Origin of the sequence: Streptomyces syringium (assembly GCF_017876625.1) — a bacterium.
In the GTDB taxonomy this organism is placed as follows: domain Bacteria; phylum Actinomycetota; class Actinomycetes; order Streptomycetales; family Streptomycetaceae; genus Streptomyces; species Streptomyces syringius.
In genome coordinates, this window is record NZ_JAGIOH010000001.1 from 2,296,952 (window position 1) to 2,320,299 (window position 23,348).

At 71.8% G+C, this 23,348-nt stretch carries 23 protein-coding genes; 13 read left to right on the forward strand and 10 right to left on the reverse strand.

The window, feature by feature from the left end; translation table 11 throughout:
- Nucleotides 1–125: 125 nt before the first annotated feature.
- Together JO379_RS10105 and JO379_RS10110 are read right to left on the reverse strand one after the other, a co-directional pair.
- Nucleotides 126–1,670, reverse strand: coding sequence for an HtaA domain-containing protein (locus tag JO379_RS10105; protein WP_209514651.1), 1,545 nt, complete (start codon nucleotides 1,668–1,670; stop codon nucleotides 126–128).
- A 60-nt stretch (nucleotides 1,671–1,730) separates the two neighbouring features.
- Nucleotides 1,731–3,173, reverse strand: a complete 1,443-nt coding sequence (locus JO379_RS10110) for an HtaA domain-containing protein (RefSeq protein ID WP_209514653.1) — start codon at nucleotides 3,171–3,173, stop codon at nucleotides 1,731–1,733.
- A 140-nt stretch (nucleotides 3,174–3,313) separates the two neighbouring features.
- On the opposite strand from JO379_RS10110, the gene JO379_RS10115 reads away from it, so the two are divergent.
- From JO379_RS10115 to JO379_RS10145, 7 genes are all read left to right on the forward strand, one after another.
- Entirely contained in the window at nucleotides 3,314–4,363 is a 1,050-nt protein-coding gene (locus JO379_RS10115; RefSeq protein WP_209514655.1) for a heme/hemin ABC transporter substrate-binding protein, read from the forward strand.
- Nucleotide 4,364: 1 nt separating this feature from the next.
- A complete protein-coding gene (locus tag JO379_RS10120) occupies nucleotides 4,365–5,450 on the forward strand; it encodes a FecCD family ABC transporter permease (RefSeq protein WP_209514657.1) in 1,086 nt (361 codons plus the stop codon).
- 38 nt (nucleotides 5,451–5,488) lie between these two features.
- Nucleotides 5,489–6,319, forward strand: a complete 831-nt coding sequence (locus tag JO379_RS10125; RefSeq protein ID WP_209514659.1) for a heme ABC transporter ATP-binding protein — start codon at nucleotides 5,489–5,491, stop codon at nucleotides 6,317–6,319.
- Nucleotides 6,320–6,461: 142 nt separating this feature from the next.
- Nucleotides 6,462–7,598 (forward strand): iron uptake system protein EfeO, encoded by a 1,137-nt coding sequence (gene efeO / locus JO379_RS10130; RefSeq protein ID WP_209514661.1) that lies wholly within the window; start codon nucleotides 6,462–6,464, stop codon nucleotides 7,596–7,598.
- Between the two features lie 11 nt (nucleotides 7,599–7,609).
- Nucleotides 7,610–8,899, forward strand: a complete 1,290-nt coding sequence (efeB, locus tag JO379_RS10135) for an iron uptake transporter deferrochelatase/peroxidase subunit (RefSeq protein WP_130877486.1) — start codon at nucleotides 7,610–7,612, stop codon at nucleotides 8,897–8,899.
- Between the two features lie 61 nt (nucleotides 8,900–8,960).
- Nucleotides 8,961–9,917, forward strand: a complete 957-nt coding sequence (gene efeU, locus JO379_RS10140; RefSeq protein ID WP_130877487.1) for an iron uptake transporter permease EfeU — start codon at nucleotides 8,961–8,963, stop codon at nucleotides 9,915–9,917.
- A complete protein-coding gene (locus tag JO379_RS10145; RefSeq protein WP_505016581.1) occupies nucleotides 9,808–10,794 on the forward strand; it encodes an SCO2278 family lipoprotein in 987 nt (328 codons plus the stop codon). Before efeU ends, JO379_RS10145 begins: the two co-directional genes overlap by 110 nt.
- Before the next feature lie 238 nt (nucleotides 10,795–11,032).
- On the opposite strand, the gene JO379_RS10150 is transcribed toward JO379_RS10145, so the two are convergent.
- Together JO379_RS10150 and JO379_RS10155 are read right to left on the reverse strand one after the other, a co-directional pair.
- Complete coding sequence (locus JO379_RS10150) at nucleotides 11,033–11,764, reverse strand: bifunctional DNA primase/polymerase (RefSeq protein WP_130877489.1); 732 nt, start codon at nucleotides 11,762–11,764, stop codon at nucleotides 11,033–11,035.
- 131 nt (nucleotides 11,765–11,895) lie between these two features.
- On the reverse strand, nucleotides 11,896–12,489 hold the full coding sequence (locus JO379_RS10155) for a TetR/AcrR family transcriptional regulator (RefSeq protein ID WP_130877490.1): 594 nt from the start codon (nucleotides 12,487–12,489) through the stop codon (nucleotides 11,896–11,898).
- A gap of 132 nt (nucleotides 12,490–12,621) precedes the next feature.
- Here JO379_RS10155 and JO379_RS10160 point away from each other — a divergent pair, with 132 nt between their 5' ends.
- Nucleotides 12,622–12,804, forward strand: a complete 183-nt coding sequence (locus tag JO379_RS10160) for a DUF6243 family protein (RefSeq protein ID WP_130877491.1) — start codon at nucleotides 12,622–12,624, stop codon at nucleotides 12,802–12,804.
- 115 nt (nucleotides 12,805–12,919) lie between these two features.
- Complete coding sequence (gene ddaH, locus JO379_RS10165) at nucleotides 12,920–13,774, forward strand: dimethylargininase (protein WP_372449063.1); 855 nt, start codon at nucleotides 12,920–12,922, stop codon at nucleotides 13,772–13,774.
- Nucleotides 13,775–14,000: 226 nt separating this feature from the next.
- Here ddaH and JO379_RS10170 read toward each other — a convergent pair whose 3' ends face one another.
- From JO379_RS10170 to JO379_RS10180, 3 genes are all read right to left on the reverse strand, one after another.
- Nucleotides 14,001–15,017 carry a small ribosomal subunit Rsm22 family protein gene (locus JO379_RS10170; RefSeq protein WP_130877492.1) on the reverse strand — a complete coding sequence of 339 codons (1,017 nt, stop codon included), beginning with the start codon at nucleotides 15,015–15,017 and terminating at the stop codon, nucleotides 14,001–14,003.
- Nucleotides 15,018–15,108: 91 nt separating this feature from the next.
- Entirely contained in the window at nucleotides 15,109–16,365 is a 1,257-nt protein-coding gene (locus JO379_RS10175; protein ID WP_242626003.1) for a multidrug effflux MFS transporter, read from the reverse strand.
- A gap of 84 nt (nucleotides 16,366–16,449) precedes the next feature.
- Nucleotides 16,450–17,937 carry an alkaline phosphatase D family protein gene (locus tag JO379_RS10180; RefSeq protein WP_209514662.1) on the reverse strand — a complete coding sequence of 496 codons (1,488 nt, stop codon included), beginning with the start codon at nucleotides 17,935–17,937 and terminating at the stop codon, nucleotides 16,450–16,452.
- 107 nt (nucleotides 17,938–18,044) lie between these two features.
- Between JO379_RS10180 and JO379_RS10185 the strand changes: the two genes are divergently transcribed.
- The 3 genes from JO379_RS10185 to JO379_RS10195 all read left to right on the forward strand — a co-directional run bounded on the left by JO379_RS10185 (nucleotide 18,045) and on the right by JO379_RS10195 (nucleotide 20,327).
- Nucleotides 18,045–18,947, forward strand: a complete 903-nt coding sequence (locus JO379_RS10185; protein WP_209514664.1) for a PhzF family phenazine biosynthesis isomerase — start codon at nucleotides 18,045–18,047, stop codon at nucleotides 18,945–18,947.
- A gap of 147 nt (nucleotides 18,948–19,094) precedes the next feature.
- Entirely contained in the window at nucleotides 19,095–19,772 is a 678-nt protein-coding gene (locus tag JO379_RS10190) for a hypothetical protein (RefSeq protein WP_209514666.1), read from the forward strand.
- A 150-nt stretch (nucleotides 19,773–19,922) separates the two neighbouring features.
- Complete coding sequence (locus tag JO379_RS10195) at nucleotides 19,923–20,327, forward strand: hypothetical protein (RefSeq protein WP_209514668.1); 405 nt, start codon at nucleotides 19,923–19,925, stop codon at nucleotides 20,325–20,327.
- 55 nt (nucleotides 20,328–20,382) lie between these two features.
- Here the strand turns inward: JO379_RS10195 and JO379_RS10200 are convergent, their stop codons facing one another.
- A complete protein-coding gene (locus JO379_RS10200) occupies nucleotides 20,383–20,868 on the reverse strand; it encodes a hypothetical protein (protein ID WP_130877498.1) in 486 nt (161 codons plus the stop codon).
- Between the two features lie 207 nt (nucleotides 20,869–21,075).
- On the opposite strand from JO379_RS10200, the gene JO379_RS10205 reads away from it, so the two are divergent.
- Complete coding sequence (locus JO379_RS10205) at nucleotides 21,076–21,327, forward strand: SCO4226 family nickel-binding protein (protein WP_130877499.1); 252 nt, start codon at nucleotides 21,076–21,078, stop codon at nucleotides 21,325–21,327.
- Nucleotides 21,328–21,336: 9 nt separating this feature from the next.
- Here JO379_RS10205 and JO379_RS10210 read toward each other — a convergent pair whose 3' ends face one another.
- The gene (locus JO379_RS10210; RefSeq protein ID WP_209514670.1) at nucleotides 21,337–21,876 is read right to left on the reverse strand and encodes an EF-Tu/IF-2/RF-3 family GTPase; all 540 of its coding nucleotides are present in this window, start codon (nucleotides 21,874–21,876) and stop codon (nucleotides 21,337–21,339) included.
- An 11-nt stretch (nucleotides 21,877–21,887) separates the two neighbouring features.
- The gene (locus tag JO379_RS10215; protein WP_209514671.1) at nucleotides 21,888–22,655 is read right to left on the reverse strand and encodes an ALF repeat-containing protein; all 768 of its coding nucleotides are present in this window, start codon (nucleotides 22,653–22,655) and stop codon (nucleotides 21,888–21,890) included.
- Nucleotides 22,656–23,348: the final 693 nt, after the last annotated feature.

Sequence of the window (23,348 nt, forward strand, 5' to 3'; positions counted from 1 at the left end):
CCGTCCGGCGCTTGAGGACACACAGCAGCCCGTCCGGCGCTTGAGGACACGACACAGCAGCCCGTCCGGCGCTTGAGGACACAGCACGGCGGCCCGCTGGGGCACCTCCCAGAGGTAGCTGGGGGTCAGACCCCCGTCGTCTGCCGACGCCGCGCGGCGTAAACCGCTCCGCCGCCCGCGAGGAGCAGCGCTCCGGCCCCGCCGAGCAGCGGGCCGGTGGGGGTGTCGGCGCCGGTGGCCGCGAGGGCGGCGGTGCCGGTGCCGCCCGTGACCCCGCCGGATCCACCGGTCGTGCCGGATCCACCGGTCGTGCCGCCGGCGGCGGCGGAGCTGTTGCCCGTGCCGCCCGGGAGCTTCGCGGTCTTGTCGACGGAGACCGCGGCGGTCAGCGGGTCGAGGGCCTGGCCTTCCTTGTACATGTTGTCGAAGGCCTTCGCGCCCTGGGCGGTCAGGGTCGCCGGGACGGCGGAGAGGGAGACGACACCGTTCTTGGCCTTGAGGGCGCCCGCGGGGAGCTTGAGCTTGGCCACCGGCATGTCGTCGGTCCTGGTGACCTTGCCCGTGGCGCGCGACTTGGCGGAGACGTCGGCGAGCAGGGTGCCGGTGGTGCCGTTCGCCTTCACCTTGAGGTCGCTGAACTTGAGGTCCAGCTGGCCTTCGTGGCCGGTGAAGCGGACCGCGCCGGTGAAGTTCGCGTCGAGGGAGGACGCCTTGGCGTCGTACGTGCCGCGCCCCTTGGGGAAGCGGTAGCCGTCGCCGGACTTCACGGCACCGGCGGAGAGTTCGGCCTTGCCGCCCGCTATCGGGCCGGTGACGTAGTCGCGGAAGGACTTCTTCACGCCCCAGTCGAGGTTGCCGTCGAGGACGTTGCCGGAACTTCCGGGCTTCTGCGTCGGCTTGACGGTGGGCGTGGCGCTCGGCTTCGCCGTGACGGTCGGCTTCGGGGACGGCTGCTTGGTCGCCGTGGGCTTCGGGGACGGCTGCTGCCCGCCGCCGGCCGCCTTCACCGTGAGGGTCGCCGGGTCGAGGGCCTGGCCCTCCTTGTAGAACTCGACGACCTTGCCGTCCTTGTGGTAAGCGAAGGCCTTCGCGCCGCCCGCCGTCAGCTTCGCGGGGATGTCGGGATAAGTCATGGCACCGCCCGCGCCGCCGCCCGGCCGGACGGCGGACAGGTCGAGCGAGGCGATCGCGACGTCGTTCTCGGTCTTGCCCGCGGCCGTGACGTCGGCGGTGATGCTGCCGGTCTTGCCCTGCGTCGACAGCTTCAGGTCGGCGAGCTTGAGGTCGAGCTCCCACGCGTCGCCCTTGGCGTGCGCGAGGAAGCGGACGCTGCCCTTGAAGGTGGTGGCGACGGCGTGGGTGGAGGTGTCGTACGTGCCCGTGCCGTCGGTGAAGGTGAAGGCGCCGTTGCCGGCGGCCTGCTTCGCGCCGTCGGCGACCTCGATCCTGCCGCCGCCGATGGGGCCGGTGACGTAACCGCGGAACGATTCCTTCACACCCCATTCCAGCGTGCCGTCCTTGAGGTCCAGCTTCGGCGCGTCCGCCGCGGGGGCCGCGTGGGCGGGCACCGTCAGGGCGGTGGCCCCGAGGACCGTCGCGGTGGCGGCGGTGACCGCGAGGGCGAGCGCGCTGCGCCTGCCGCCGCGGGAGCGGCGTGAGATGACGGTCATCGTGGGTTCTCTCCTCTTGTACGGGGTGAATGTCGGGTCGCGCCGCGGGGGCCGGGCAGGTCAGGCCCGGGGTGCCGGCGGCTCGGCCGGGGAGTGGGACGAGGCGGCGGCCGTGGCGCGGCGCTTGCGCACCACGGCGACGGCCACGGCCGCCACGAGCAGGGCGCCGGCGCCCGCCGCGGTGACCGGGAGGACGGGGAAGGAGGACGACGAGCCGGCCTCGGCCACGGGCTCGGTCCGGGGCGTGGCCCCGGCGGCTCGGGAGGGCTTCGATCCGCTGCCGAGGTCGGGCAGGGGCGGGAGCTTCGCCGTGGCGTCGAGGGGGACGGCGAGGGAGAGGGGGTCCATGTCGGCGCCCTCCTGGTACATGCCGCCGAACGCCTTCGCACCGGCGGCCGTGAGCTTCGCCGGGGCCTCGGTGACGGAGGCGAGCCCGTCCTTCTCCGCGAGCTTCGCGGCGTCGAAGGTGACGAGCGCGACGGCCTTCTGGGCATCCGCGCCGCGCCGGGTCACGTCCGCCGTCAGGGTGCCCTTGCCGTCCTTCACCGCGACCCGGACCCCGCTCAGCGCGAGGTCGAGGTCCCTGCCGGTGAAGCGGAGGGTGCCCGCGAAGGCCGCGTCGAGTGTGGGGTGCGCGTCGTCGCCGGTCCCACGCTCGTAGGTGCCCTTGCCGTGCGGGAAGCGGAACAGTGCCCCGCCGTCCTGGGCGCCGTCGCCCAGCTTCCAGGAACCCTGGGCGATGGAGCCGGTGACGTACTCGCGGAACGTGCGGCGGACGCCCCAGTCGACGGCCGCGCCCGTGAAGTCGCCCTTGGCGGAGGGCTTTTCCTTCGCCTCCTCGGAGGCGGAAGGAGTGGCGCTCGGGGTCGGCTCGGCGGCGACGATGTCGGCCGAGAGGGCGAGGGGGTCGAGGGGCGTGCCGGCGGTGTAGTAGCCGGCGAAGGCCTCGGCGCCGCGCGCGGTGAGCGTGGCGGGGATGCCGGCGAGGGTGACGGCGGTGCCGCCGCCGCGCAGGTTCACACCGGTGAGGTCGAGCGAGGCGAAGGGGACGTCGGTGGCCGTCGTGACTCGGCCCGTCCCCTTCGCCTTGCTGGTCATGTCGGCATGGAGGGTGCCGTTGCCGTTCTTGATGCGGACCGTGGGGCGACTGATGGTGAGGTCGAGTTCATGGGAGCCGTCCGGCTTCTTGTGGCCGGTGAAGTGCACGCCCCCCGAGAAGCCCGCCTCGAAGTCACCGGTGTCCGGGTCGTAGGAGCCCTGGGCGGAGTGGAAGCGGAACCGGCTGTCGCCGACGGTCGCCGCGCCTCCCTGGAGTTCCCAACTGCCCTGGGCCACCGGCCCGGTGACATAGCTCTGGAAGGAGGACTTGATGCCCCAGTCCAGGCGCCCGCCGGAGACGTCGTGGCGCTCCGCCGCCCGCGCGGTGGCCGGGGACAGCAGGACCGCCGACAGCACCGCGAGGAGCACGGCCACGGGTGCGCGGGCGGGTCTGGAGGGCAGCATCGAAGGGCCCCTTCCGGGCAGGACGGCAGACATCGCGCAGCGCATCCTCGACGCGAGGGGTCGTGGCGATTTAGGTAAGGCTAACCTAAGCTACGTCCCATCAGGTCGGAAACCCCCGGCCGGAGCGAAAGGCAGGAACCGTGCTTCAACGGCAGTCCGCGGGTACACCAGTACGTACCCCACGCCATATCGGTGTACTCGCCGCACTGCTGTCACTTCTGGCCATTGTTGGAGGGCTCACCGGCTGTGGTTCGGCAGGTGATTCGGGAGGCGGAGGCGACTTGGGGGGCGAGCGAAAGGCGACGGCCGACCGGGTCGCACCCCTCGCGAAGGAGCCCCGGCCGCAGTTGCCCGTCACCGTCCGGGGCGCCGACGGACGCGAGGCCACCGTGCGCTCCACGGCCCGGATCGTGCCCCTGACCGGCTCGCTCTCCGAGATCGTCTTCACCCTCGGGCTCGGCGGCGACGTCGTCGGCCGGGACGTCACCGCCACGTTCGAGCAGGCGCGGAAGCTGCCCGTGGTCACCCGGGCGCACGACGTCTCCGCGGAGAGCGTGCTGTCCCTCAAGCCCACGCTCGTACTGGCCGAAACCACCAACGGGCCCGCCGAGGCCATCGGCCAGATCCGCGCTGCCGGCATCCCCCTCGTCGTCCTCGACCCGGCGAAGAAGCTCGACGACGTCGGCACCCGCATCGACAAGGTGGCCGCCGCGCTCGGCGTCCGCACCGCGGGCGACGAGCTGCGACAGCGCACCGAGCAGCGGCTCGCGGCGGCGAAGAAGGGCATCCCGCACGGCGACGGCAGGAAACCGCGCGTCGCCTTCCTCTATCTGCGCGGCTCCGCCGCCGTCTATCTCCTGGGCGGCGCGGGCTCCGGCGCCGACTCGCTCATCGAGGCGGCGGGCGGCATCGACGCGGGCAAGGAGTCGGGGCTGAAGAAGGACTTCACCCCCATCACGAGCGAGGCCCTCGTCAAGGCCGCCCCCGAGGTGATCCTCGTGATGACGAAGGGGCTCGACTCCGTCGGCGGCGTGGACGGCCTGGTGAAGATCCCCGGTGTCGGGGAGACCCCGGCGGGCATGGACCGGCGGATCGCCTCCGTCGACGACGGCGTGCTCCTCAACTTCGGCCCGCGCACGGACGAGGTGCTCGGCTCCCTCGTCCGGCAGATCCACTCCGGAGGCAAGTGACATGGCCGTACTGGCCAGAGCCGCCGATCCGGCCGCCCCCGCCGGGCAGCCCGCCCGCCCCCGCGGCCGCGCCCCCGCGCTCGTCTGCGCCATGGCCGCGGCGCTGCTGCTGCTCTGTCTGTTCTCGGCGGGCGTCGGCGCGTACGGGATCCCGGTCGGTGACGTCCTGTCGTCGCTGGCGCACCGGCTCGGGCTCGGCGGAGCCGCGCTGGACCGGGTCGGCGAGAGCGTGCTGTGGAACGTGCGGCTGCCGCGTCTGGTGCTCGCGCTGCTGGTGGGGGCGTCGCTGGGCTGCGCCGGGGCGCTGATGCAGGGCGTGTTCGGCAATCCGCTCGCCGAGCCCGGGGTCATCGGCATCTCGGCGGGGGCGGCGGTGGGGGCGGTCGGCGCGATCGCGCTGGGGTTGAATTTCCTCGGCACCTGGACGGTGACGGCCTGCGCGTTCGTCGCCGGGCTGGTCACGGTCCTGATCGTCTACACGCTGTCGCGGTCGGGCGGCCGGACCGAGGTGGTCACCCTCATCCTCACGGGCATCGCGGTGAACGCCTTCGCGGGCGCGCTCATCGGCCTGTTCATCTTCTTCGCCGACAACGCGCAGCTCACGCAGATCACCTTCTGGCAGCTCGGCTCGCTCGCGCAGGCGACCTGGCCGAAGGTGCTCGCGGTGCTGCCGTGCGCGCTGGCCGGGCTGGCCGTGGCACCGCTGTACGCGCGGAAGCTGGATCTGCTCGCGCTCGGTGAGCGCCCCGCCCGCCATCTGGGGGTGGACGTCGAACGGCTGCGTCTCATCCTGGTCCTGGTCGTCGCGCTGCTGACGGCCGCGGCGGTCGCGGTGGCCGGCATCATTTCCTTCGTCGGCCTGCTGGTTCCGCATCTGCTCCGCATGGCGGCGGGCCCGGGCCACCGCTTCCTCGTGCCGGGCAGCGCCCTGGGCGGCGCGCTCGTCCTCGTCGCCGCCGACCTCGCGGCCCGCACGGCCGCCCAGCCGGCGGAGCTGCCGCTGGGTGTCCTGACGGCCCTCTTCGGCAGCCCCTTCTTCTTCTGGTTGCTGCGGAGGACGCGGCGCAAGCAGGGGGGGTGGGCGTGACGTCCCCTCACCACCCGCCCCGCACAAGGACGGCGACCGTGCTCCGCTCCCTCTTCGCCCCCCGCACCCGCCGCCTGCCGGCCCCCGTGCCGCCGGGCACCGTGCTGGCCGAAGCCCTGGGCGTGCGGCTGCGGTTGGGCGCTCGTACCGTCCTGGACGGGGTCGATGTGCACGTCGCCGCGGGCGAGGTGCTGGCGCTCGTCGGGCCGAACGGCGCCGGGAAGTCGACGCTGCTGGCCGCGCTCGCCTGCGATCTGACGCCCGAGTCGGGCGAGGTGCGGATCGACGGGCAGCCCGCCGGGGCGTGGTCGGCCGGCGAACTGGCGCTGCGCCGGGCCGTGCTGCCGCAGTCGGCCGCGCTGTCGTTCCCGTTCGCGGTCGAAGAGGTCGTGCGGATGGGGCGTGCCCCCTGGGCGGGGACGGCCGCGGAGGACGAGGACGAGGAGGCGGTACGGACGGCGATGGCCGTGACGGAGGTGACCGGTTTCGCCGCCCGGCCGTTCTCGGCGCTCTCCGGGGGCGAGCGGGCCCGGGTCGCGCTCGCCCGCGTCCTCGCACAGCGGACCCCGGTGCTGCTGCTCGACGAGCCGACCGCCGCACTGGACCTGCGCCACCAGGAACTGGTGCTGAGGATCTGCCGGGAGCGGGCCGGGGCGGGGGCCGCGGTGGTCGTCGTCCTGCACGACCTCGGGCTCGCCGGCGCCTACGCGGACCGGGTGGCCGTGCTGCACGAGGGCCGCGTCGCCGCCGACGGCCCGCCCGGTCGTATCTTCGCGCCGGAGCTGCTCGGTCGTGTATACCAACAACCGGTAGAAGTGATTCCGCATCCGCGCACCGGCGGGCCCCTGGTGATCCCGTGCCGGGATTGAACAGTCCTTGCCCCGTGAGAGCAGGATCACGACCCCCCGTGGGAACTATTTAGGCAAGCCTCAGATAAGTTGGGGCGGCTTAATTTGCCCCTGCCTGTTTCCGTCCTTTTTGTGACCCGTCCGAGCCAAGCCTGGAGCTTCCATGCGCGTCCTCCGCTCCTCCGTCGTCGCCGCCGTCTCGGCCGTGGCGGCCCTGACCGCCGTGTCCGGCTGCGCCGAGAAGTCGGACACCGAGGGATCCGACGCGATCAAGGTCACGGCCTCCGACGACGCGTGCGAGGTCTCCAAGACCTCCTTCCCGGCCGGCCATGTGAAGCTCGCCGTCAAGAACAAGGGCGACAAGGTCACCGAGGTCTACGTCTACGCCCCCGGCGACCGCATCGTGACCGAGCGCGAGAACATAGGCCCCGGCACCAAGGTGGAGATCGCCGCCGAGATCAAGGCCGGCTCCTACGAGATCGCGTGCAAGCCCGGCATGAAGGGCGACGGCATCCGGCAGAAGGTCACCGCCACCGGCGGCGGTGCGCCGAAGAAGCGCGACCCGGAGCTGGACAAGGCCGTCGCGGAGTACCGCAAGTACGTCCTGGCGCAGGCCGAGGAGACGATCCCCGCCGCCCAGAAGTTCGTCGACGCGGTCAAGAAGGACGACCTCGACGAGGCGAAGAAGCTCTACGCCCCCTCCCGCGTCGGCTGGGAGCGCACCGAGCCGGTCGCCGAGTCCTTCGGCGACATCGACCCGAAGGTCGACGTGCGCGAGGACGGCCTGGAGAAGGGCCAGAAGTGGACCGGCTGGCACAAGCTGGAGAAGTCCCTGTGGGACGCCAAGAAGATCACTGAGGACGACAAGAAGCTGGCCGACCAGCTGATGGCCGACCTCAAGGACTGGCAGAAGCGCGTCGGCACCGCCGACATCACCCCGACCAGCATGGCCAACGGCGCCAAGGAGCTGCTGGACGAGGTGGCCACCGGCAAGGTGACCGGCGAGGAGGAGCGCTACAGCCACACCGACCTGGTCGACTTCCACGCCAACGTGGAGGGCGCCGAGAAGTCCTACGAACTGCTCAAGCCGGTCGCCGCGAAGAACGACGCGGCGCTCACCAAGGAGCTGGACAAGCAGTTCGCCGCGCTGAAGAAGCTGCTCGACGAGTACCGCGAGGGTGACGGCTTCAAGTCCTACGACACCGACACCGTCGGCAAGGACGACCGCAAGAAGCTCTCCGACGCGGTCAACGCGCTCGCCGAGCCGCTGTCCAAGCTCGCCGCCGCCGTCGCCAAGTAGGGGGGCCCGGGATGCCGGAAGAGACCACTGCGGAAACCACGGCGGAGACCACCGCGAAGTCCGGGGCGGCGCCCTCGCGCCGCTCGCTGCTCGGCTGGGGCGGTGCCGGGCTCGCGCTCGGCGCCGTCGCCGCCGGCGGCACCGCGGCCGCGCTGCGCACCGGCGGCGACGCCCAGCCGGCCGCCCTGAGCGGTGACGCGGTGCCTTTCCACGGCACCCACCAGGCGGGCATCGCCACGGCCGTTCAGGACCGGCTGCACTTCGCCGCGTTCGACGTGACGACCGGCGACCGTGCCGCGCTGATCGCCCTGCTCAAGGAGTGGACCGCGGCCGCCGCGCTCATGACCGCCGGGCACGAGGTCGGCGAGGGCACGGCCGGCACCCAGCCGGAGGCACCGCCGGACGACACCGGCGAGGCGCTCGGCCTCAAGCCCTCCCGGCTGACGCTGACCTTCGGCATCGGGCCCGGCCTCTTCGAGAAGGACGGCAAGGACCGCTTCGGGCTGAAGTCCCGGCGGCCGAAGGCCCTGATCGACCTGCCCGTCTTCCCCGGCGACAACCTCGACGCGGCCCGCAGCGGCGGCGACCTGTGCGTCCAGGCCTGCGCGGACGACCCGCAGGTCGCGGTGCACGCGATCCGCAACCTCGCCCGGATCGGCATGGGCAAGGTCGCCATCCGCTGGTCGCAGCTCGGCTTCGGCAAGACGTCCTCGACGACGCCCGACGCACAGACCCCGCGCAACATGCTGGGCTTCAAGGACGGCACCCGGAACATCTCGGGCACCGACACCGAGGCCCTCGCCCGGCACGTCTGGGTCGGCGAGAAGGACGGACCCGAGTGGATGGTCGACGGGTCCTACCTCGTCGCCCGCCGCATCCGGATGCACATCGAGACCTGGGACCGCACCTCGCTCAAGGAGCAGGAGGACATCTTCGGCCGCGACAAGGTCGAGGGTGCCCCGCAGGGCAAGCAGCGCGAGCGCGACGAGCCGAACCTCAAGGCGATGCTCCCGGACGCGCATGTGCGCCTCGCCCACCCCGACAGCAACGGCGGGGCGACGATCCTGCGCCGCGGCTACTCCTTCACCGACGGCACGGACGGGCTGGGCCGGCTGGACGCGGGCCTGTTCTTCCTGGCCTACCAGCGCGATGTGCGCGACGGCTTCGTACCGGTGCAGACCCGCCTCTCGCGGAGCGACGCGCTCAACGAGTACATCCAGCACGTGGGTTCGGCGGTCTTCGCCGTGCCACCGGGCGTCCGCGACAAGGGCGACTGGTGGGGCAAGGCGCTCTTCTCGTGACCGACGGCGTGCACAACGGCGTGACCGGCGGTCTCTCCACACCAACGGAAGGGGAAGCCGCGTGTTCGGCAACTACCTGATCGGCCTGCGCGAGGGGCTGGAGGCCAGCCTGGTCGTCTGCATTCTCGTCGCCTACCTGGTGAAGACCGGGCGCCGGGACGCGCTGTTGCCCATCTGGCTCGGCATCGGCGCCGCCGTGCTGCTCAGCATGGCCTTCGGGGCACTGCTGCAGTTCGGCTCCCGGACCATGACCTTCGAGGCGCAGGAGCTGCTGGGCGGCTCGCTGTCGATCGTCGCGGTCTGCCTGGTGACGTGGATGGTCTTCTGGATGCGGCGCACCGCGCGGCATCTGAAGCGGGAGCTGCACGGCAAGCTGGACGCGGCACTGGCGATGGGCACGACCGCCCTGGTCGTCACGGCGTTCCTGGCGGTGGGCCGCGAGGGCCTGGAGACCGCGCTGTTCATCTGGACCGCGGTGGAGGCCACGGACGACGGTGTGCGGCCGCTGGTCGGCGCGGTCCTGGGGCTGCTCACCGCGGTGGTGCTGGGCTGGCTGTTCTACCGCGGCGCGGTCCGCATCAACCTGGCGAAGTTCTTCACGTGGACCGGTGCGATGCTCATCGTCGTGGCGGCGGGCGTGCTCGCCTACGGCTTCCACGATCTGCAGGAGGCGGAGTTCCTGCCGGGGCTGCACGACCGGGCCTTCGACGTCAGCGACCAGATCCCGAGCGACAGCTGGTACGGCACGCTGCTCAAGGGCATCTTCAACTTCCAGCCGGACCCGACGTGGGTCCAGGTCGCGGTGTGGTCGCTGTATCTGGTCCCCACCCTTGTCTTCTTCTTCGCCCCGGGTAGGGTTGCGCCGTCCCAAGCAGCCCCCAAGGAGTCGAAGCGCGATGAGACGCCGGTTGCCCCGTCGACTGTTCACAGCTCTGGCGGCGACGACGCTGCTGACGGCGACCGGATGCATGACGGTGCACGGCGAACGGGAGATCATCCCGTCGGTGAGCAGGGCTGAGGCCCCGAAGGTCCTGGAGCGCTTCACCGAGGGCTACAACGAGGCGTACCGCAAGCTCGACCCGGCCGCCGTGGAGCGGGTCGAGACCGGCGCCCTGGCCGAGATCGGCAAGGCCGACCTCGCGGCCCAGCGGGCGGCGACGCCGGAAGGCAACCCCGGCTATCCCGCCCTGACGCTGGCGGACGCCCGCTTCACCATTCCGAGGATGGCGGGGTGGCCGAAGTTCTTCGTCGCGGACGCCCGGAGCAACCGCGACAAGAACCGCTGGTTCGTGGTGTTCACGCGCGCGGCGGCGAAGGAGCCGTGGAAGGCCGCGTACCTGTCGATCCTCAGCGACCACGAGATACCGAAGTTCGCCATCGACAAGGACGGTTGGGCCGAGCCGGTACCGGCCACGGGCGGGGCGGACGGTACGTCGGGCGCGGCCGCGGGCCTGCGCACGGACCCCACCGCGGTGAGCACGGCGTACACGGACTATCTGCGCACCGGCCGGGGGCAGGTCTTCGCCCCGGGCAAGGCGACGTCGGCGCTCCGCGAGGACCGGGGCAAGCGGGTGCGGACCCCGAACTACTGGACCGAGTTCATCGACACCCCCGAGCGGGCCCCCGCCTTCCCCTCGTTCGCGCTGCGCACCGACGACGGCGGTGCGCTGGTGTTCTTCACCGCACACCACCGGGAGAAGCGCACCATGGCCAAGGGCCTGCGGCCCACGCTCACCGAGCGGCGCACCAAGGCCCTGCTGTCCGGCGAGCTCAAGAGCGCGGTCACCTTCGTGCGGGTCTCGGAGTCGGCGGTGAAGGTCCCGGCGAAGTCGGCGGACCGCCGCGTCGTCTTCCTCAACCGTATCGAGAGCCTGACGGCCGCGAAGGGCGAATAGGCCTGGCCGGCGGACTTCGGCGACAGGCCCCGTCCTTGCCGCCTGCGGCGGCGAGCCCGTCACCTGGCCAGGGACTTCGGCGACAGGCCCGTTCTTTTGCCGCCTGCGGCGGCGAGCGCCCTGCGGGCGCGTCCTCAATCGCCGGACGGGCTTGATGCGGCCGGGCTCAGCCCGAACCGGTCCGCCGGAGAGGCTTGATGTGGCCGGGCTCAGCCCAGACCAGTCCGCCGGCCAGGCACTAGCGGCCGATCGGCCAGGCGGCGGAGTCGTGGTGATCGTGGTCGGGGCGGTCCCCCACGTACTGTGCGCAGGCGTCGGTGAGGGCTTCCAGCAGCGTCAGCGGGTCGGGCAGCGGCCGCTCGGGGCCGGCCAGCCAGGCCACCTTGCCGTCATCGGGCAGCTGTGACGGCGGCAGCAGCACATAGCTGCCCCGGCAGTGCCAGCGCAGCCCGGGATGCTCGTCCATCGTCTCGGGATGGCTGTCCAGCTCGCAGGGCCACCACTCGTCCTCGTCGTCCGGGGTGCCGCGGGTGGCGGTGAAGAACAGCATGCGGTCGGGGGTGACGGTGGCGACGGGGCCGACGTCCACACCGGCCTCCTCCAGCCGGGCCAGGGCCTGCCGGCCGGCCTCGGCCGGTACGTCGAGCACGTCGTGCGCGATGCCGGTGGCGGTGATGAAGTTCGCCTCCGGCTGGGCGCGCAGCCACTTGGTGACCTTCTCGGGGTCGGTCGTGGCGAGGGTCTGCCAGGCGAAGGAGACGGGGTGCCGGCCCGGGGTGGGACAGCCGATGCGCTCACACGAACAGCCGTACCCGGAAGGGTGCGCGGCGGGGGCCAGGGGATACCCCGCGGCGGCCGCGGCCAGGAGCAGCTCCTCGCGGGCGGCCGCGAGGGCCGCCTCCGTGCCCGCATCGCCGCCCGCTCCCCTGGGACGGCGCAGCCACTGGGAGAACCTGCTCATGCGTTCCATCTATCCCCTCACTTCGACCGCGGTCTCCGGTCAATGCTGCCACCATCCTGCTCCCGGTGTGACCGCCGGACCCATCCGGGGGGTGTGAGACCGGACGCGTCCCCGCCGTGCGGCGGGGCTCCGCGGGGGTGTCAGCGGGGGGTGACGGCGCGCATCAGCAGGTCGACGAGGGTGTCGGTGAAGTCGTAGGTGAGCGGGCCCGTGCGCATGAGCCAGCGCTGGGTGAAGGGGCCGAGGAGCATCTCGACGGCGATCCGCACCTCGACGTCCTCGGCGATGTGGCCCGCTTCCTTGGCCTTGGCCAGCCGGTCGACGTAGGCCTTCACGCCCGTGTCCTGGAGCTTGGCCACGAACTGTTCGGACAGCTCGCGGTCGTTCGCCCCGGCGGTCGCGAGCGCGCGGTAGGGGGCCTCGAACTTCGGATCGTTGAATTCATCGACGGTGGCGCGCAGCACGAGCTTGAGGTCGGCCGCCAGGTCGCCGGTGTCGGGCAGCACGTTCTCGGTGTCGCCCGCGTCCGCGGTGAACGCGTCGAGCAGTACGGCGGCCTTCGACGGCCACCAGCGGTAGATCGTCTGCTTGCCCACGCCCGCGCGGGCGGCGATGCCTTCGATGGTGAGTTTGTCGTACCCGACCTCGCCCACGAGTTCGAGGGCTGCGTCGAAGATCGCGCGGCGGGACCGTTCACTGCGGCGGGTGGCGTCGGGGGTCTTGGTGGTGGCCATGCCCACGAGTCTAGCGGGATTCGAGGCGAACCGTATCGTCTCCAGGACGCTTGACAAGACGAACCGTCTCGTTCAGAGTGAAGCCAGAGCGAGACGCCCCGTCTCGCTTCCCTCCAGTGAAAGGAGACCCCCATGAGCCGGGGCAACGCGGGCGGAATGCTCGGAGTCGGCGGTACGCGCAGCAACCTCTCCCGCACGGCGCTGCGCGGCGGCGGCCGGGGCGGCCGGGCCGGGGGCGGCGCCGATGCGAACGCGCAGAAGCGGGAGCTGTTGCGCAAGTTGCGGGAAGGCCGAACCGGAACCACGGGAGTGTGAACGAGCCACCGCTAAACCACCCGTACGGTTCATGCGCGGTGGGCGGTGAGCGTGGACCATTTGGGCACGTACGGCTACCTCCGTACGTGCCCAACGCCCCTGTGAGGAGCGCTCCTTGCGTACAGCCGCTCGTGCCGTTCGTGCCGCTCGTGCAGCCACCCCGCGCCACTATGTGATGTGCCCCCCGACGCACTTCAGGGTCACGTACTCGATCAACCCGTGGATGGACCCGGACAAGCCGGTCGACCTGCCGCTGGCCCTCGCGCAGTGGGAGGACCTGCGCGACCGCTACCGCGCCCTGGGCCACACCGTCGCCGAGTTGCGCCCCCGTCCGGACCTGCCCGACATGGTCTACGCCGCCAACGGCGCCACGGTCGTCGACGGCCGGGTGCTCGGCGCCCGCTTCGCGCACCCCGAGCGGGCCGCCGAAGCAGCCGTCCACACGGAGTGGTTCCGCGCCAACGGCTACCGGGACGTACGCGAGCCGGAACACATCAACGAGGGCGAGGGCGACTTCGCGGTCACCGCCTCCTGGCTGCTGGCCGGGCGCGGCTTCCGCAGCAGCCCGCTGTCCCACCCGGAGGCCCAGGAATTCTTCGGCCGCCCCGTCATCGGACTCGACCTCGTCGACCCGCGCTACTACCACCTCGACACGGCCCTGTCCGTGCTCGACGGGGACGAGGTCATGTACTACCCGGGCGCGTTCTCCCCGGGCAGCCGGGCCGTGCTGGAGCGGCTGTTCCCCGACGCGCTGATCGCCACGGAGGAGGACGCGTCGGCGCTGGGCCTGAACGCCGTGTGCGACGGCCGCCATGTGCTGCTGCCGCAGGCGGCGGTGGGACTGTTCGCCCCACTGCGGGAGCGGGGGTACGAGCCGATCGGGATGGACCTGGGGGAACTGCTCAAGGGGGGCGGGAGCGTGAAGTGCTGCACGCTTGAGCTGCGCTCTTCGCCTGCGGCGGGCTGTTGAGGTCCGGGCCGTCGGCCGAGTACCGCACCGTTTCCCGCCTCCGGCGGGGTGGGTGCGGTTCGGGCCGTCGGCCCTTGTGCGGGCCTGGCCGTGGGGCGGGCCCGTGCCGCTCCGGTGGGTCGCGGGGCTGCTTCGCTTTACGCCCCGCGACCCACCTGCGCGCCCCGTGCCCTCACGTCCGTGGGCCTGCGGCGCCTCCGCCCCTGGGGGGAACAGTCACTGCCGGTCAGTCGTCGGCATCGGCTGGAGGCCATTCGTCGCCCCAGTCCGTGTCGCGAGCCGCCCGGTAGAGGGGGCCGTGGCGCTTGGTGACCGTTTCGCGGGTGAGGGCGTCCGCAGGGGTGCAGAGGTCGAGGAGGACCTGGCCCTTGCGGATCTGCGGCTTGCGGACGACCCGTGCGGGCGCGGCCGGGACGTCGAGGCCGCGCACGGCGGCGACGTAGGAGAACTTCTCGTCCTCGTACGGCAGCGAGCCGCCCTTGACCTGTCGGTGCAGCGAGGAACGGCTCACCCGGGCCGAGAAGTGGCACCAGTCCGCGCCCACCTCGATCGGGCACTCCGCGCTGTGCGGGCACGGCGCGACGATCCGGAAGCCGGCCGCGATCAGGCGGTCGCGCGCATGCCGGATACGGAGGTAGCCGTCGGGGGTGCCGGGTTCGATGAGGACGACGGTCCGCGCGGCGCGAGCCGCCTCGTCGACGACCGCGTTCCGGTCGGTCTCGGTCAGCTCGCCGAGCACGTACGAGACGGTGACCAGGTCGGTGTCGTCCGGGATCGCGAGCCCCCCGCCGATGGCCTGGCGGCGCCAGTGCGCGGCGCGCAGGGCCGCGGAGGACGCGCCGCGGGCCAGTTCGGCGCCGAGCGCGAGGGCGGGTTCGGCCCAGTCGAGGACGGTGGTCCGCCGCTCCCCCGACGGCCACGCGGCCGCCACCGCCCAGCTCGCCGCGCCCGTACCGCCGCCGACGTCGACGTGCGAGGCGGGCTCCCACTCGGGCAGCCGGTCGCGGAACGCCTCCAGCGCGGACCGCACGGCCTCGAAGGTCGCGGGCATGCGGTAGGCGGCGTACGCGACGACATCGGAGCGGTCCCGCAGGACGGGGGCGTCGGTCGGAGTGCGCCCCCGGTAATTGGCGATGAGCCGCTCGACCGCCTGAGCCGCCTGCTTGGGCGGCAGCCCGTCGAGGAGGTCGGCGAGCGCGGCGCGCAGGTTCTCGCCGGTCGGCGCGTATTCGGGGGCGTGCATTTGAGGAATTCTATGCCGCCGCCGGAACGCACGCGTCAGACGTACGGGGCACCCGATCCTTCCCCCGCCCAGGGGCGGAGGCCGACGAACGTCAACGGCCGGCGAACGGCCGGCACAGCCCCAGGAAACAGCCCAGCGCAGCACCCGCACACACCACCTGGACCACAGCCATCGGCACGGCCGTCTGCGAGCCCGCGATTCCCACGAGCGGTGAGGCGATCGCACCGAGCAGGAACGTCGACGTACCGAGCAGCGCCGACGCGGACCCCGCCGCGTCGCGGGAGCGCATCAGCGCCTGGGCGTTGGTGTTGGGCAGGGTGAGGCCCATCGCGGACATCAGGACGAAGAGGCCGGTGGCGATCGGCAGCAGGCCGGCCTTGCCGAAGACGCCCGCGGTCATCAGCAGCAGGGCGACGGAGGCCAGGGTGACGACGGCGAGGCCGGCGGCGAGGGCCTTGTCGAGGCTGACCCGGCCGACCAGCACCTTGCCGTTGATCTGGCCGACGAGGACGAGGCCGATGGAGTTGACGCCGAAGAGCAGGCTGAAGGTCTGCGGGGAGGCGCCGTAGATGTCCTGGACGACGAAGGGCGACGCGGAGATGTAGGCGAAGAGCGCGGCGAAGGCGAAGCCGCCCGAGAGCATGTAGCCGGTGAAGACGCGGTCGGCGAGCAGGCCGCGCATGGTGCGCAGGGCCTCGCCGAGGCCGCCGGTCTGCCGTCGCCCGGGCGGCAGGGTCTCGTCCAGGCGGCGCCAGACGACGAGGGTCAGGAGGATTCCGACGACGGTGAGGACGACGAAGACGCCGCGCCAGTCGGTCAGCCGCAGCACCTGGCCGCCGATGACGGGCGCGATGACCGGGGCGACGCCGGAGACGAGCATGAGGGTGGAGAAGAAGCGGGCCATGGCCACGCCGTCGTACAGGTCGCGGACGACGGCGCGGGCGATGACGATGCCGGCCGCCCCGGCGAGGCCCTGGATCAGGCGGAAGGCGATGAGCAGTTCGGCGGTGGGGGCGACGGCGCAGACGGCGGTGGCGAGGACGTAGATCACCATGCCGGCGAGCAGCGGGCGGCGGCGTCCCCACTTGTCGCTCATGGGGCCGACGACGAGCTGTCCGAGGGCCATGCCCATGAGGCAGGCGGTGAGGGTGAGCTGGACGGTCGCGGCGGGGCTGTGCAGGGAGTCGGTGACCTCCGGCAGGGCCGGGAGGTACATGTCCATGGAGAGCGGCGGAAGGGCGGAGAGGCCGCCGAGGACGAGCGTGACGAGCAGGCTCGTCCGGCGGGCGGCGGATATCCGTCCCGTGTCCGTCACGGGCTCGGCGGTACGGGGGCCGGGTTCCGTCATGCGTCGCTCCATGAGTTTTGATTGAAAGTACATACATATTGTCATGGGTGACGACGGCTCCCGGCCCTTACGCACCGGTAGGGGTCAGGCGGGCCGGAATCCGGGGGCTCCGGCCAGGGAGACGAAGGAGGCGGCCGTGGTGACGGGCGCGCCGGGTACGACGACTCCCGAGACCGTGCGGAAGTCGGCGCGCAGCCGCTCGGGGTCGAGGGTGACGATCACATAGCCGCGGCGGCCGTTGTAGAACTTCATGTGCGGGTTGGCGGCGAGCATGCCGGACCAGTCGTGGGGCTTGTCGTCGCCGTCGAAGCCGCTGGAGACCGAGGTGCCGACCAGCTCGACGCCCAGGGTGCGCGAGTCGGGGGCGTTGAAGTCCTCCTTGATGTCCATGGCGTAGTTGACGTGGACGTCGCCGGTGAGGACGACGAGGTTCTCGATGCCCGCCTGCCGGGCGCCCGCGAGGACGCGGGCACGGGAGGCCGGGTAGCCGTCCCAGGCGTCCATGGAGACCTTCGAGCGGGCGGCGGTGGTGTTCTTGCGCTGCGAGAAGACCACCTGCTGGGCGACCACGTTCCAGGTGGCGGTGGACTCGCGCCAGCCGTCGAGGAGCCAGCGCTCCTGCTCGGCGCCGGTGAGGGTGCGGGCGGGGTTCTCGGATTCGGGGCCCGGGTACTTCCAGCCGTCGCCGTAGGCCTGGTCGGAGCGGTACTGGCGGGTGTCGAGGATGTCGAACTGCGCCAGCCGCCCGTACTGGAAGCGGCGGTGGAGCCTCAGATCGGCGCCCGCGGGCCGCTGCGCCCGGCGCAGCGGCATGTTCTCCCAGTACGCGCGGTAGGCCGCGGCGCGGCGGGCGCGGAACTGCTCGGGCGGGAGGTTGTCCTGGGATATGTCGCCCGCGTAGTTGTTCTCGACCTCGTGGTCGTCCCAGGTGACGTACCAGGGGTGGGCGGCGTGCGCGGCCTGGAGGTCGGGGTCCGTCCTGCCGAGGGCGTACCGCTGCCGGAAGTCGTCGAGGTCGATCAGCCAGTGGTTGTAGAAGTCGGGGAGGGGGTTGTCGGTGTAGTCGCGGACGCCCGCCCGCGCGTCGATGGCGTTCTCGTAGATGTAGTCGCCGAGGAAGAAGACGGCGTCCAGGTCCTCGTCGGCGAGGTGGCGCAGGGCGGTGTAGTAGCCCTCGTCGTACTGCTGGCAGGAGACCATGGCGAAGCGCAGGGAGCCGACGGCGGCCCGGGGGTCGGGGGCAGTGCGGGTGCGGCCGGCGGGGCTGGTCCAGCAGCCGGTGCGGAAGCGGTACCAGTAGACGCTGTCGGCGTCGAGACCGCGCGGGTCCACGTGGAGGGTGTAGCTGTCCTCCGCACGGGCCTGTGCGGTGCCGCACCGGACGACGCGGCGGAAGTGTTCGTCACGGGCGAGTTCCCAGTCGACGGGGATCGCGCCCTCGCGCGGCAGCCCGTTGCCCGGCTCGAGCGGGCGGGGGGCGAGTCGGGTCCACAGCACGACGGAGTCCGGCAGCGGATCGCCGGAGGCCACGCCCAGCGTGAACGGATTCTCGGTGCGGCTCTGGGGGGTCATGCTCTCAATGTGCGCGCGGGTGGGGCGACTGGGAAGACGCCCTGCGCGGCCCGTGGGGCGCGGGGAGGCGCGGGAATGCGGGCGGGGCGTGGGTGGTTGGAGCGGCCATGACGACGAACAACCCTTCGGGCAACGACACTCCGGGCGCACCGAGCGGCGTCGAAGTGCTGCGCTACACGGCCTTCTCCCACGACCCGGCCGGGGGCAACCCGGCCGGGATCGTGCCGGACGCCACGGGGCTCGACGACGCGGCGCTGCTCGCCATCGCCGCCGGGGTCGGGTACAGCGAGACGGCGTTCCTGACCGCGCCGCCCGAGGGACTCGGGGAGCCCGGACGGGCGTTCACGCTGCGGTTCTTCAGCCCGCTGGCGGAGGTCCCGTTCTGCGGCCACGCCACCGTCGCGACGGCCGTGGCGCTCGCCGAGCGGCTCGGAGCGGGGGACTTCGTCTTCGCGACCCCGGCGGGCACGGTCCCGGTCACCGTGGCCGAGAGCGGCGGCACGCTGCGCGCCACCCTCACCAGCGTCGAGCCGCACACCGAGGAGGTGGCGCCGGAGGCGTTGGCCGAGGCGCTGGCGGCACTGGCCTGGCCCGCCGCCGACCTCGACCCGGCTTTTCCCGTACGGATCGCCTTCGCGGGCGCCCGCCATCTCGTGCTGGCCGCCGCGACCCGGGAGCGACTGGCCGATCTCGACTACGACTTCGACCGGCTCGGCGCCCTGATGCGCTCCCTGGACCTGACCACGGTGCAGCTCGTGTGGCGCGAGTCGGAGAGCGTCTTCCATGTCCGCGACCCGTTCCCGGTCGGCGGGGTCGTCGAGGACCCGGCGACGGGGGCCGCGGCCGCCGCCTTCGGCGCGTATCTGAGGGAGCACCAACTGGTCGGCGATGACGCTGTGGTGACGCTGCATCAGGGCGAGGACCTCGGTCGGCCGGGACTTCTGGAGGTCGGGCTGCGCGCGGGCGACCCGCGGGTGAGGGTCAGCGGAACGGCCACCCGTCTCGCCTGAACTGCCTTACCGGGCGGGCAGGTCAGGGACCGGCGCGCGGCGTCCGCCGTGCGCCCGGCGCGGCATGCACACTCCTGCCTGAATGTCCTGTTCCCGGTGTAGCGTCCTCACAGACGAGGGGCGGCGACACCTTGGGGGTGGGGCGGTGTGAGCTCGGACGGAGACCCTCCTCCTTCACCACCCGGCAGCCCCTTCTGGGCGCACGTCTGGAAGTACTGGGTGACCGCCGGACTGGCGCTGGTCGTGGCGGCGGTGATCCCGGTGTTCATGAAGGCGGGCCCCTTCGCCGGAGGCACCACACCCCCGCCCACACCACCCCCGGCCACCACGCCGATCGACGACCCGTCCCCCTCGGGCGACGACGGCACTCCCGAGGACGACGACACACCGACACCACGCCCGCGCACGACGACCCCGGCCGCCTCCACGCGCCCGCCGTCGCCGCCCACGGTCCATGTGTCGCCGACGGTCAGCCCATCGCCGTCGACCTCGACCCCGTTGCGGGTCTCGGCGCGGATCGCCGACGTGCGCGCCCTGGGCGCGGTCACGTCGTCCGTCACCAAAGTGCAGGTCAACGCGGTGTTCAACGGGCTCAAGGGCCGGACGGGCTATCTGCGCTGGTATCTGTACAACGAGGCGACCAAGCAGGTCATCAGCAGTGTCAGCACCATCCCGTCCCCCGTCTTCCAGTGGGACAGCACGAACTGGCACCCCACGTTCCTCGTCGCCAACCCCGCCACGCGGTGGCAGATCCAGGTGACGGCGTACGGCCCGGACGGCAGGCAGTTGGCGACGAACCACTCGAACTTCACGTTCGGCGGCTGACACGGACCAGCCACGGACCAGCCACGGACCAGCCACCGACTAGCACAGACAGTCGCCGCACGAAAATTCGATGGGTAGCGCAACCAGCGCCCCGCTTTTCACGTGTTCCTCAGTGCAGGCCCCAAACGGCCCACCAGGGAGGAACACGACATGAACCGTGCATACCGCCTCACCACCACCGCGGCCCTCGCCGCCGCCCTCGTCGCCGGAGCGGCGGCCACCGCCTCGGCGGCCACACCGACCGAACGGCCCGCGGCGTCCGCCACCAAGGCCCCGGCCCCGAAGCCCGCCCTGACCGCACAGCCGAGCACCGGCACGGTGGCCGCCTGGCAGGAGTTCCGCGTCAGCGGCAAGGCGACCGGCATCAAGCCCGGCACCCGCGTCACCCTCCAGCAGAAGCAGGGCGCCAAGTGGGTCTCGCTTCCCGCGAGCGTGACGACCAACAAGAACTCCGCGTACTCGATGCGCGTCAAGCTTGGCATCAAGGGCAAGAACGCGCTGCGCGTCGCGGGCGGCGGCGCCATATCCCCGGAGTTCACAGTCACGGTCCGCTGATCCGGACGGCCCGCTGACGCGAATGGCCCGCTGAACTGAACCCGCGGGGCCCCCGCTACATCCAGGTGGTGGCGGAGGCGACGAAACGTGCCCGCTCGGGACGGTCCGGGTTGCCGTAACGGACCTCCACCCGGGGGTGCGACCTCAGGAACTCACTGTCGACGATGACCACCTGACCGGGGTGCGAGACGGTGCGCTGGACGATGTCCATGTTGAGGAACCACCCGAACTCCTTGGTGGCCGGGGCGTAGAGGAAGAACTTCCCGCCCGAGTACTTCTCACCGGCACGCTTCTCGTCGAGCACCAGCGCCCAGAACGACACGGGGTGCCCCGCGGGCCACATCGTGAGCCGCTTGACCTTCAGCCCGTCCAGCTCCATCGCCTCGAAGGGGTGATCGGCGGCGGGGGCCACGGCGGCGACGTCCCGGGCAGCGGGGGCGGCGGCCGTCCCGGCGGCCTGCGCACCCGACGCCAGACCGAGGCCGAGGGCCGCGGTGGCCATCACTATCGCCGTGGCACGGAACGCGTTACGAACAGACACGTTTCTCTCCCTTTCGGTGATGTTCTTTCGGTGACGTTGCCGCTACGGCACGTGATCCTGTCCGCACGTGGTGATCACGGCAACCGGACCGGACGAGAACGAGCCACCGGGGTCGCGCCCGAGCCGTCACGAGCGGACGATGGAAGGAGGAGGGCTCCCCGGGCTCCCCACCGGGGTGACGACAGACGACACCGGAGGTGCCGGGACATGAGCAAGTACATGGATGTCCACCACGGCATGAAGGGCATCACACCCGACCAGCTCTCCGCCGCGCACCGGGCGGACACGTCGATCCAAGGCGACGAAGGGGTGCGCTTCGAACACGCATGGGCCGACCCGAAGTCGGGGACGGTCTACTGCCTGTCCGACGCCCCCTCGGCGGCCGCGGTCAAGCGCATACACGAGCGGGCAGGCCACCCGGTCGAGGAGATTCACGAGGTGCCGCTGGAGGTCTCCTGACCGGTTTCCCTAATCGAGCACCTTGGTGACGACACCGGACCCGACGCCCTTGCCCCGCTCGCGGATGGCGAACCCCTGCCCCACCGCCAAGGGGACGGGCTCGGCGAGGTGGACGGCCATGAGCGCGTCCGTGCCGTCCCGGAGGAGGGTGTGGACGGGACCGCTCACGTCGGTGGTGCGGAAGTAGAACTGCGCCTCGCGCTTGCCGTGGGCGGCGAGGGTGTCGCCGCGGCCACCCTCGTCCTCGCTCAGGATGTGCGCTTCGGCCTCGAACCCGGCGTGCTGGGTGACGGTGCCGGGCGCGGCGACGACCTGTCCCCGCTGAATGTCTTCGGGCCGAAGCCCCCGCAGCCACACGGCGACGTTCTCCCCGGCCACCGCCTCGTCGAGGGCTTTCCCGAAGCTCTCGACGGCCGTGACCTCACCGCTCCCCGTCCGCCCGAAGCCGACGATCTCGACGTCGTCGCCCGGCCGGACGGTGCCGCGCTCGATGCGACCGGTGAAGAACGCGCCTCGCCAACGCTGACTGAAGACGTCCTCGACGGGCATGAGAAACGGTTCTACTTCTTGGTCTTGGTCTTGGTCTTGGTCTTTGCCCACGCCTTGGCCTTTGCCTTCGCGTTCATGTTCACGTTGACCGCGTCCTTGGCGCGGGCTTCGTACTGACCGGTGTCGAGGAAACGCCGGAGGTCCGCTTCGGTACCGTCCAAAGCCTTCCTCGCGGCCTTCTTCACGGCGGGACCGCCGGTGCCGCCGATCCGGGTCACGCTGATGCGGTAGTCGGTCAGACGGGCGAAATGCTGGCCTTCCTCGAGGAAGCGCCGGAGATCGTCCTCGTCACCCATCAACGCCTCCCTGGCCATCTCCTTCATCGTGGGACCGCCGGAAGACATAAGACGCGAGGCGCTGATGCGGTAGTCGGTCAAGCGCGCGAAGTGCTGGCCCTCGTCGAGGAAGCGACGCAGGTCCTCCTCACTTCCCCGCAACGCCTTCCACGCCATCTCCTTCATCGTCGGCCCCCCAGAAGACACGAGACGCGAGACCCGAAGCCGGTCGTCCGTCAGACGGGCGACCGGAAGGCCTTCCGCAAGGAAGCGGCGCATGTCCTCAGGAGTGCCGTCGAGCGCCTTCCGCGCCGCTTCCCGGACGATCTCGCCGGAGTTCTTGTCGGCGAGGATCGCGAGAATGGCAGCCCGATCGCCCGCCTCGTCAGGCGCCGAGGCGACGAGAGACTGAGGAAGCCCGGCCGCAGCCGCCGGAGAGGAGACCAGGACGGCCGGCGCGATCGCGGCAGCGGCGACGAGGGCGAGGACACGGGCGCGGTTCATGCGCTATTACCCACTTTTTCCGAGCAAGGAAGACTTTTCTCGTATCGTATGTCGATCAAGAAACGCCTGGTCGGCGGGGCCTGCCGCTCGACTTCGGGGCTGTCGTCCGCTCCGGCTTCGCACGTCGCGCGGTGTACCCCATCGGGTGAAAGCGGTACGGCAGGTCTATGTCCCGGAGTCCGCCAACGGCTGGGTCGGCGGCGGACAATTGCCGGCCGGCGAGTGCGGCGCGGCCACGGTCACTTTGGACTTCCGTCAAAGCGGCCCGTACTGGACCGGCAGCGAGTACGACATCGACTCGGGCGAGCACACGTACCAGGTCGACGTGCCCTGCCCCGGGCTCCCCTCAACCGCCCCCGCCACCGCCCCCGTCGGAACTCACGCCCCCACCGGAGTCACCCGATCCGTCAGCACCGTTCGTGCCGTGGTCATCGCCATGCTCCGCATGCGACTCCCCGCCCACCTCGCCCTTCCTCCGTCCCTTCCTCTTACTGCGCTTACGCGCCGATTCCGACCCGGACTTCCTCGAGAACAGCCCCATCCCCGCCTCCGCCCCGCACTGCGCAGCGCTCGTACGCTGTCAGCCTTCCCACCCAAACCGCTCCGAGCGGAATCCGCGCCGGCATGCGGAAGCGTCAACGGAGCGCGGCAGCGCTCTCGGGTGTCGAGGCGTCATGCCTCGCCCAGGGCTGG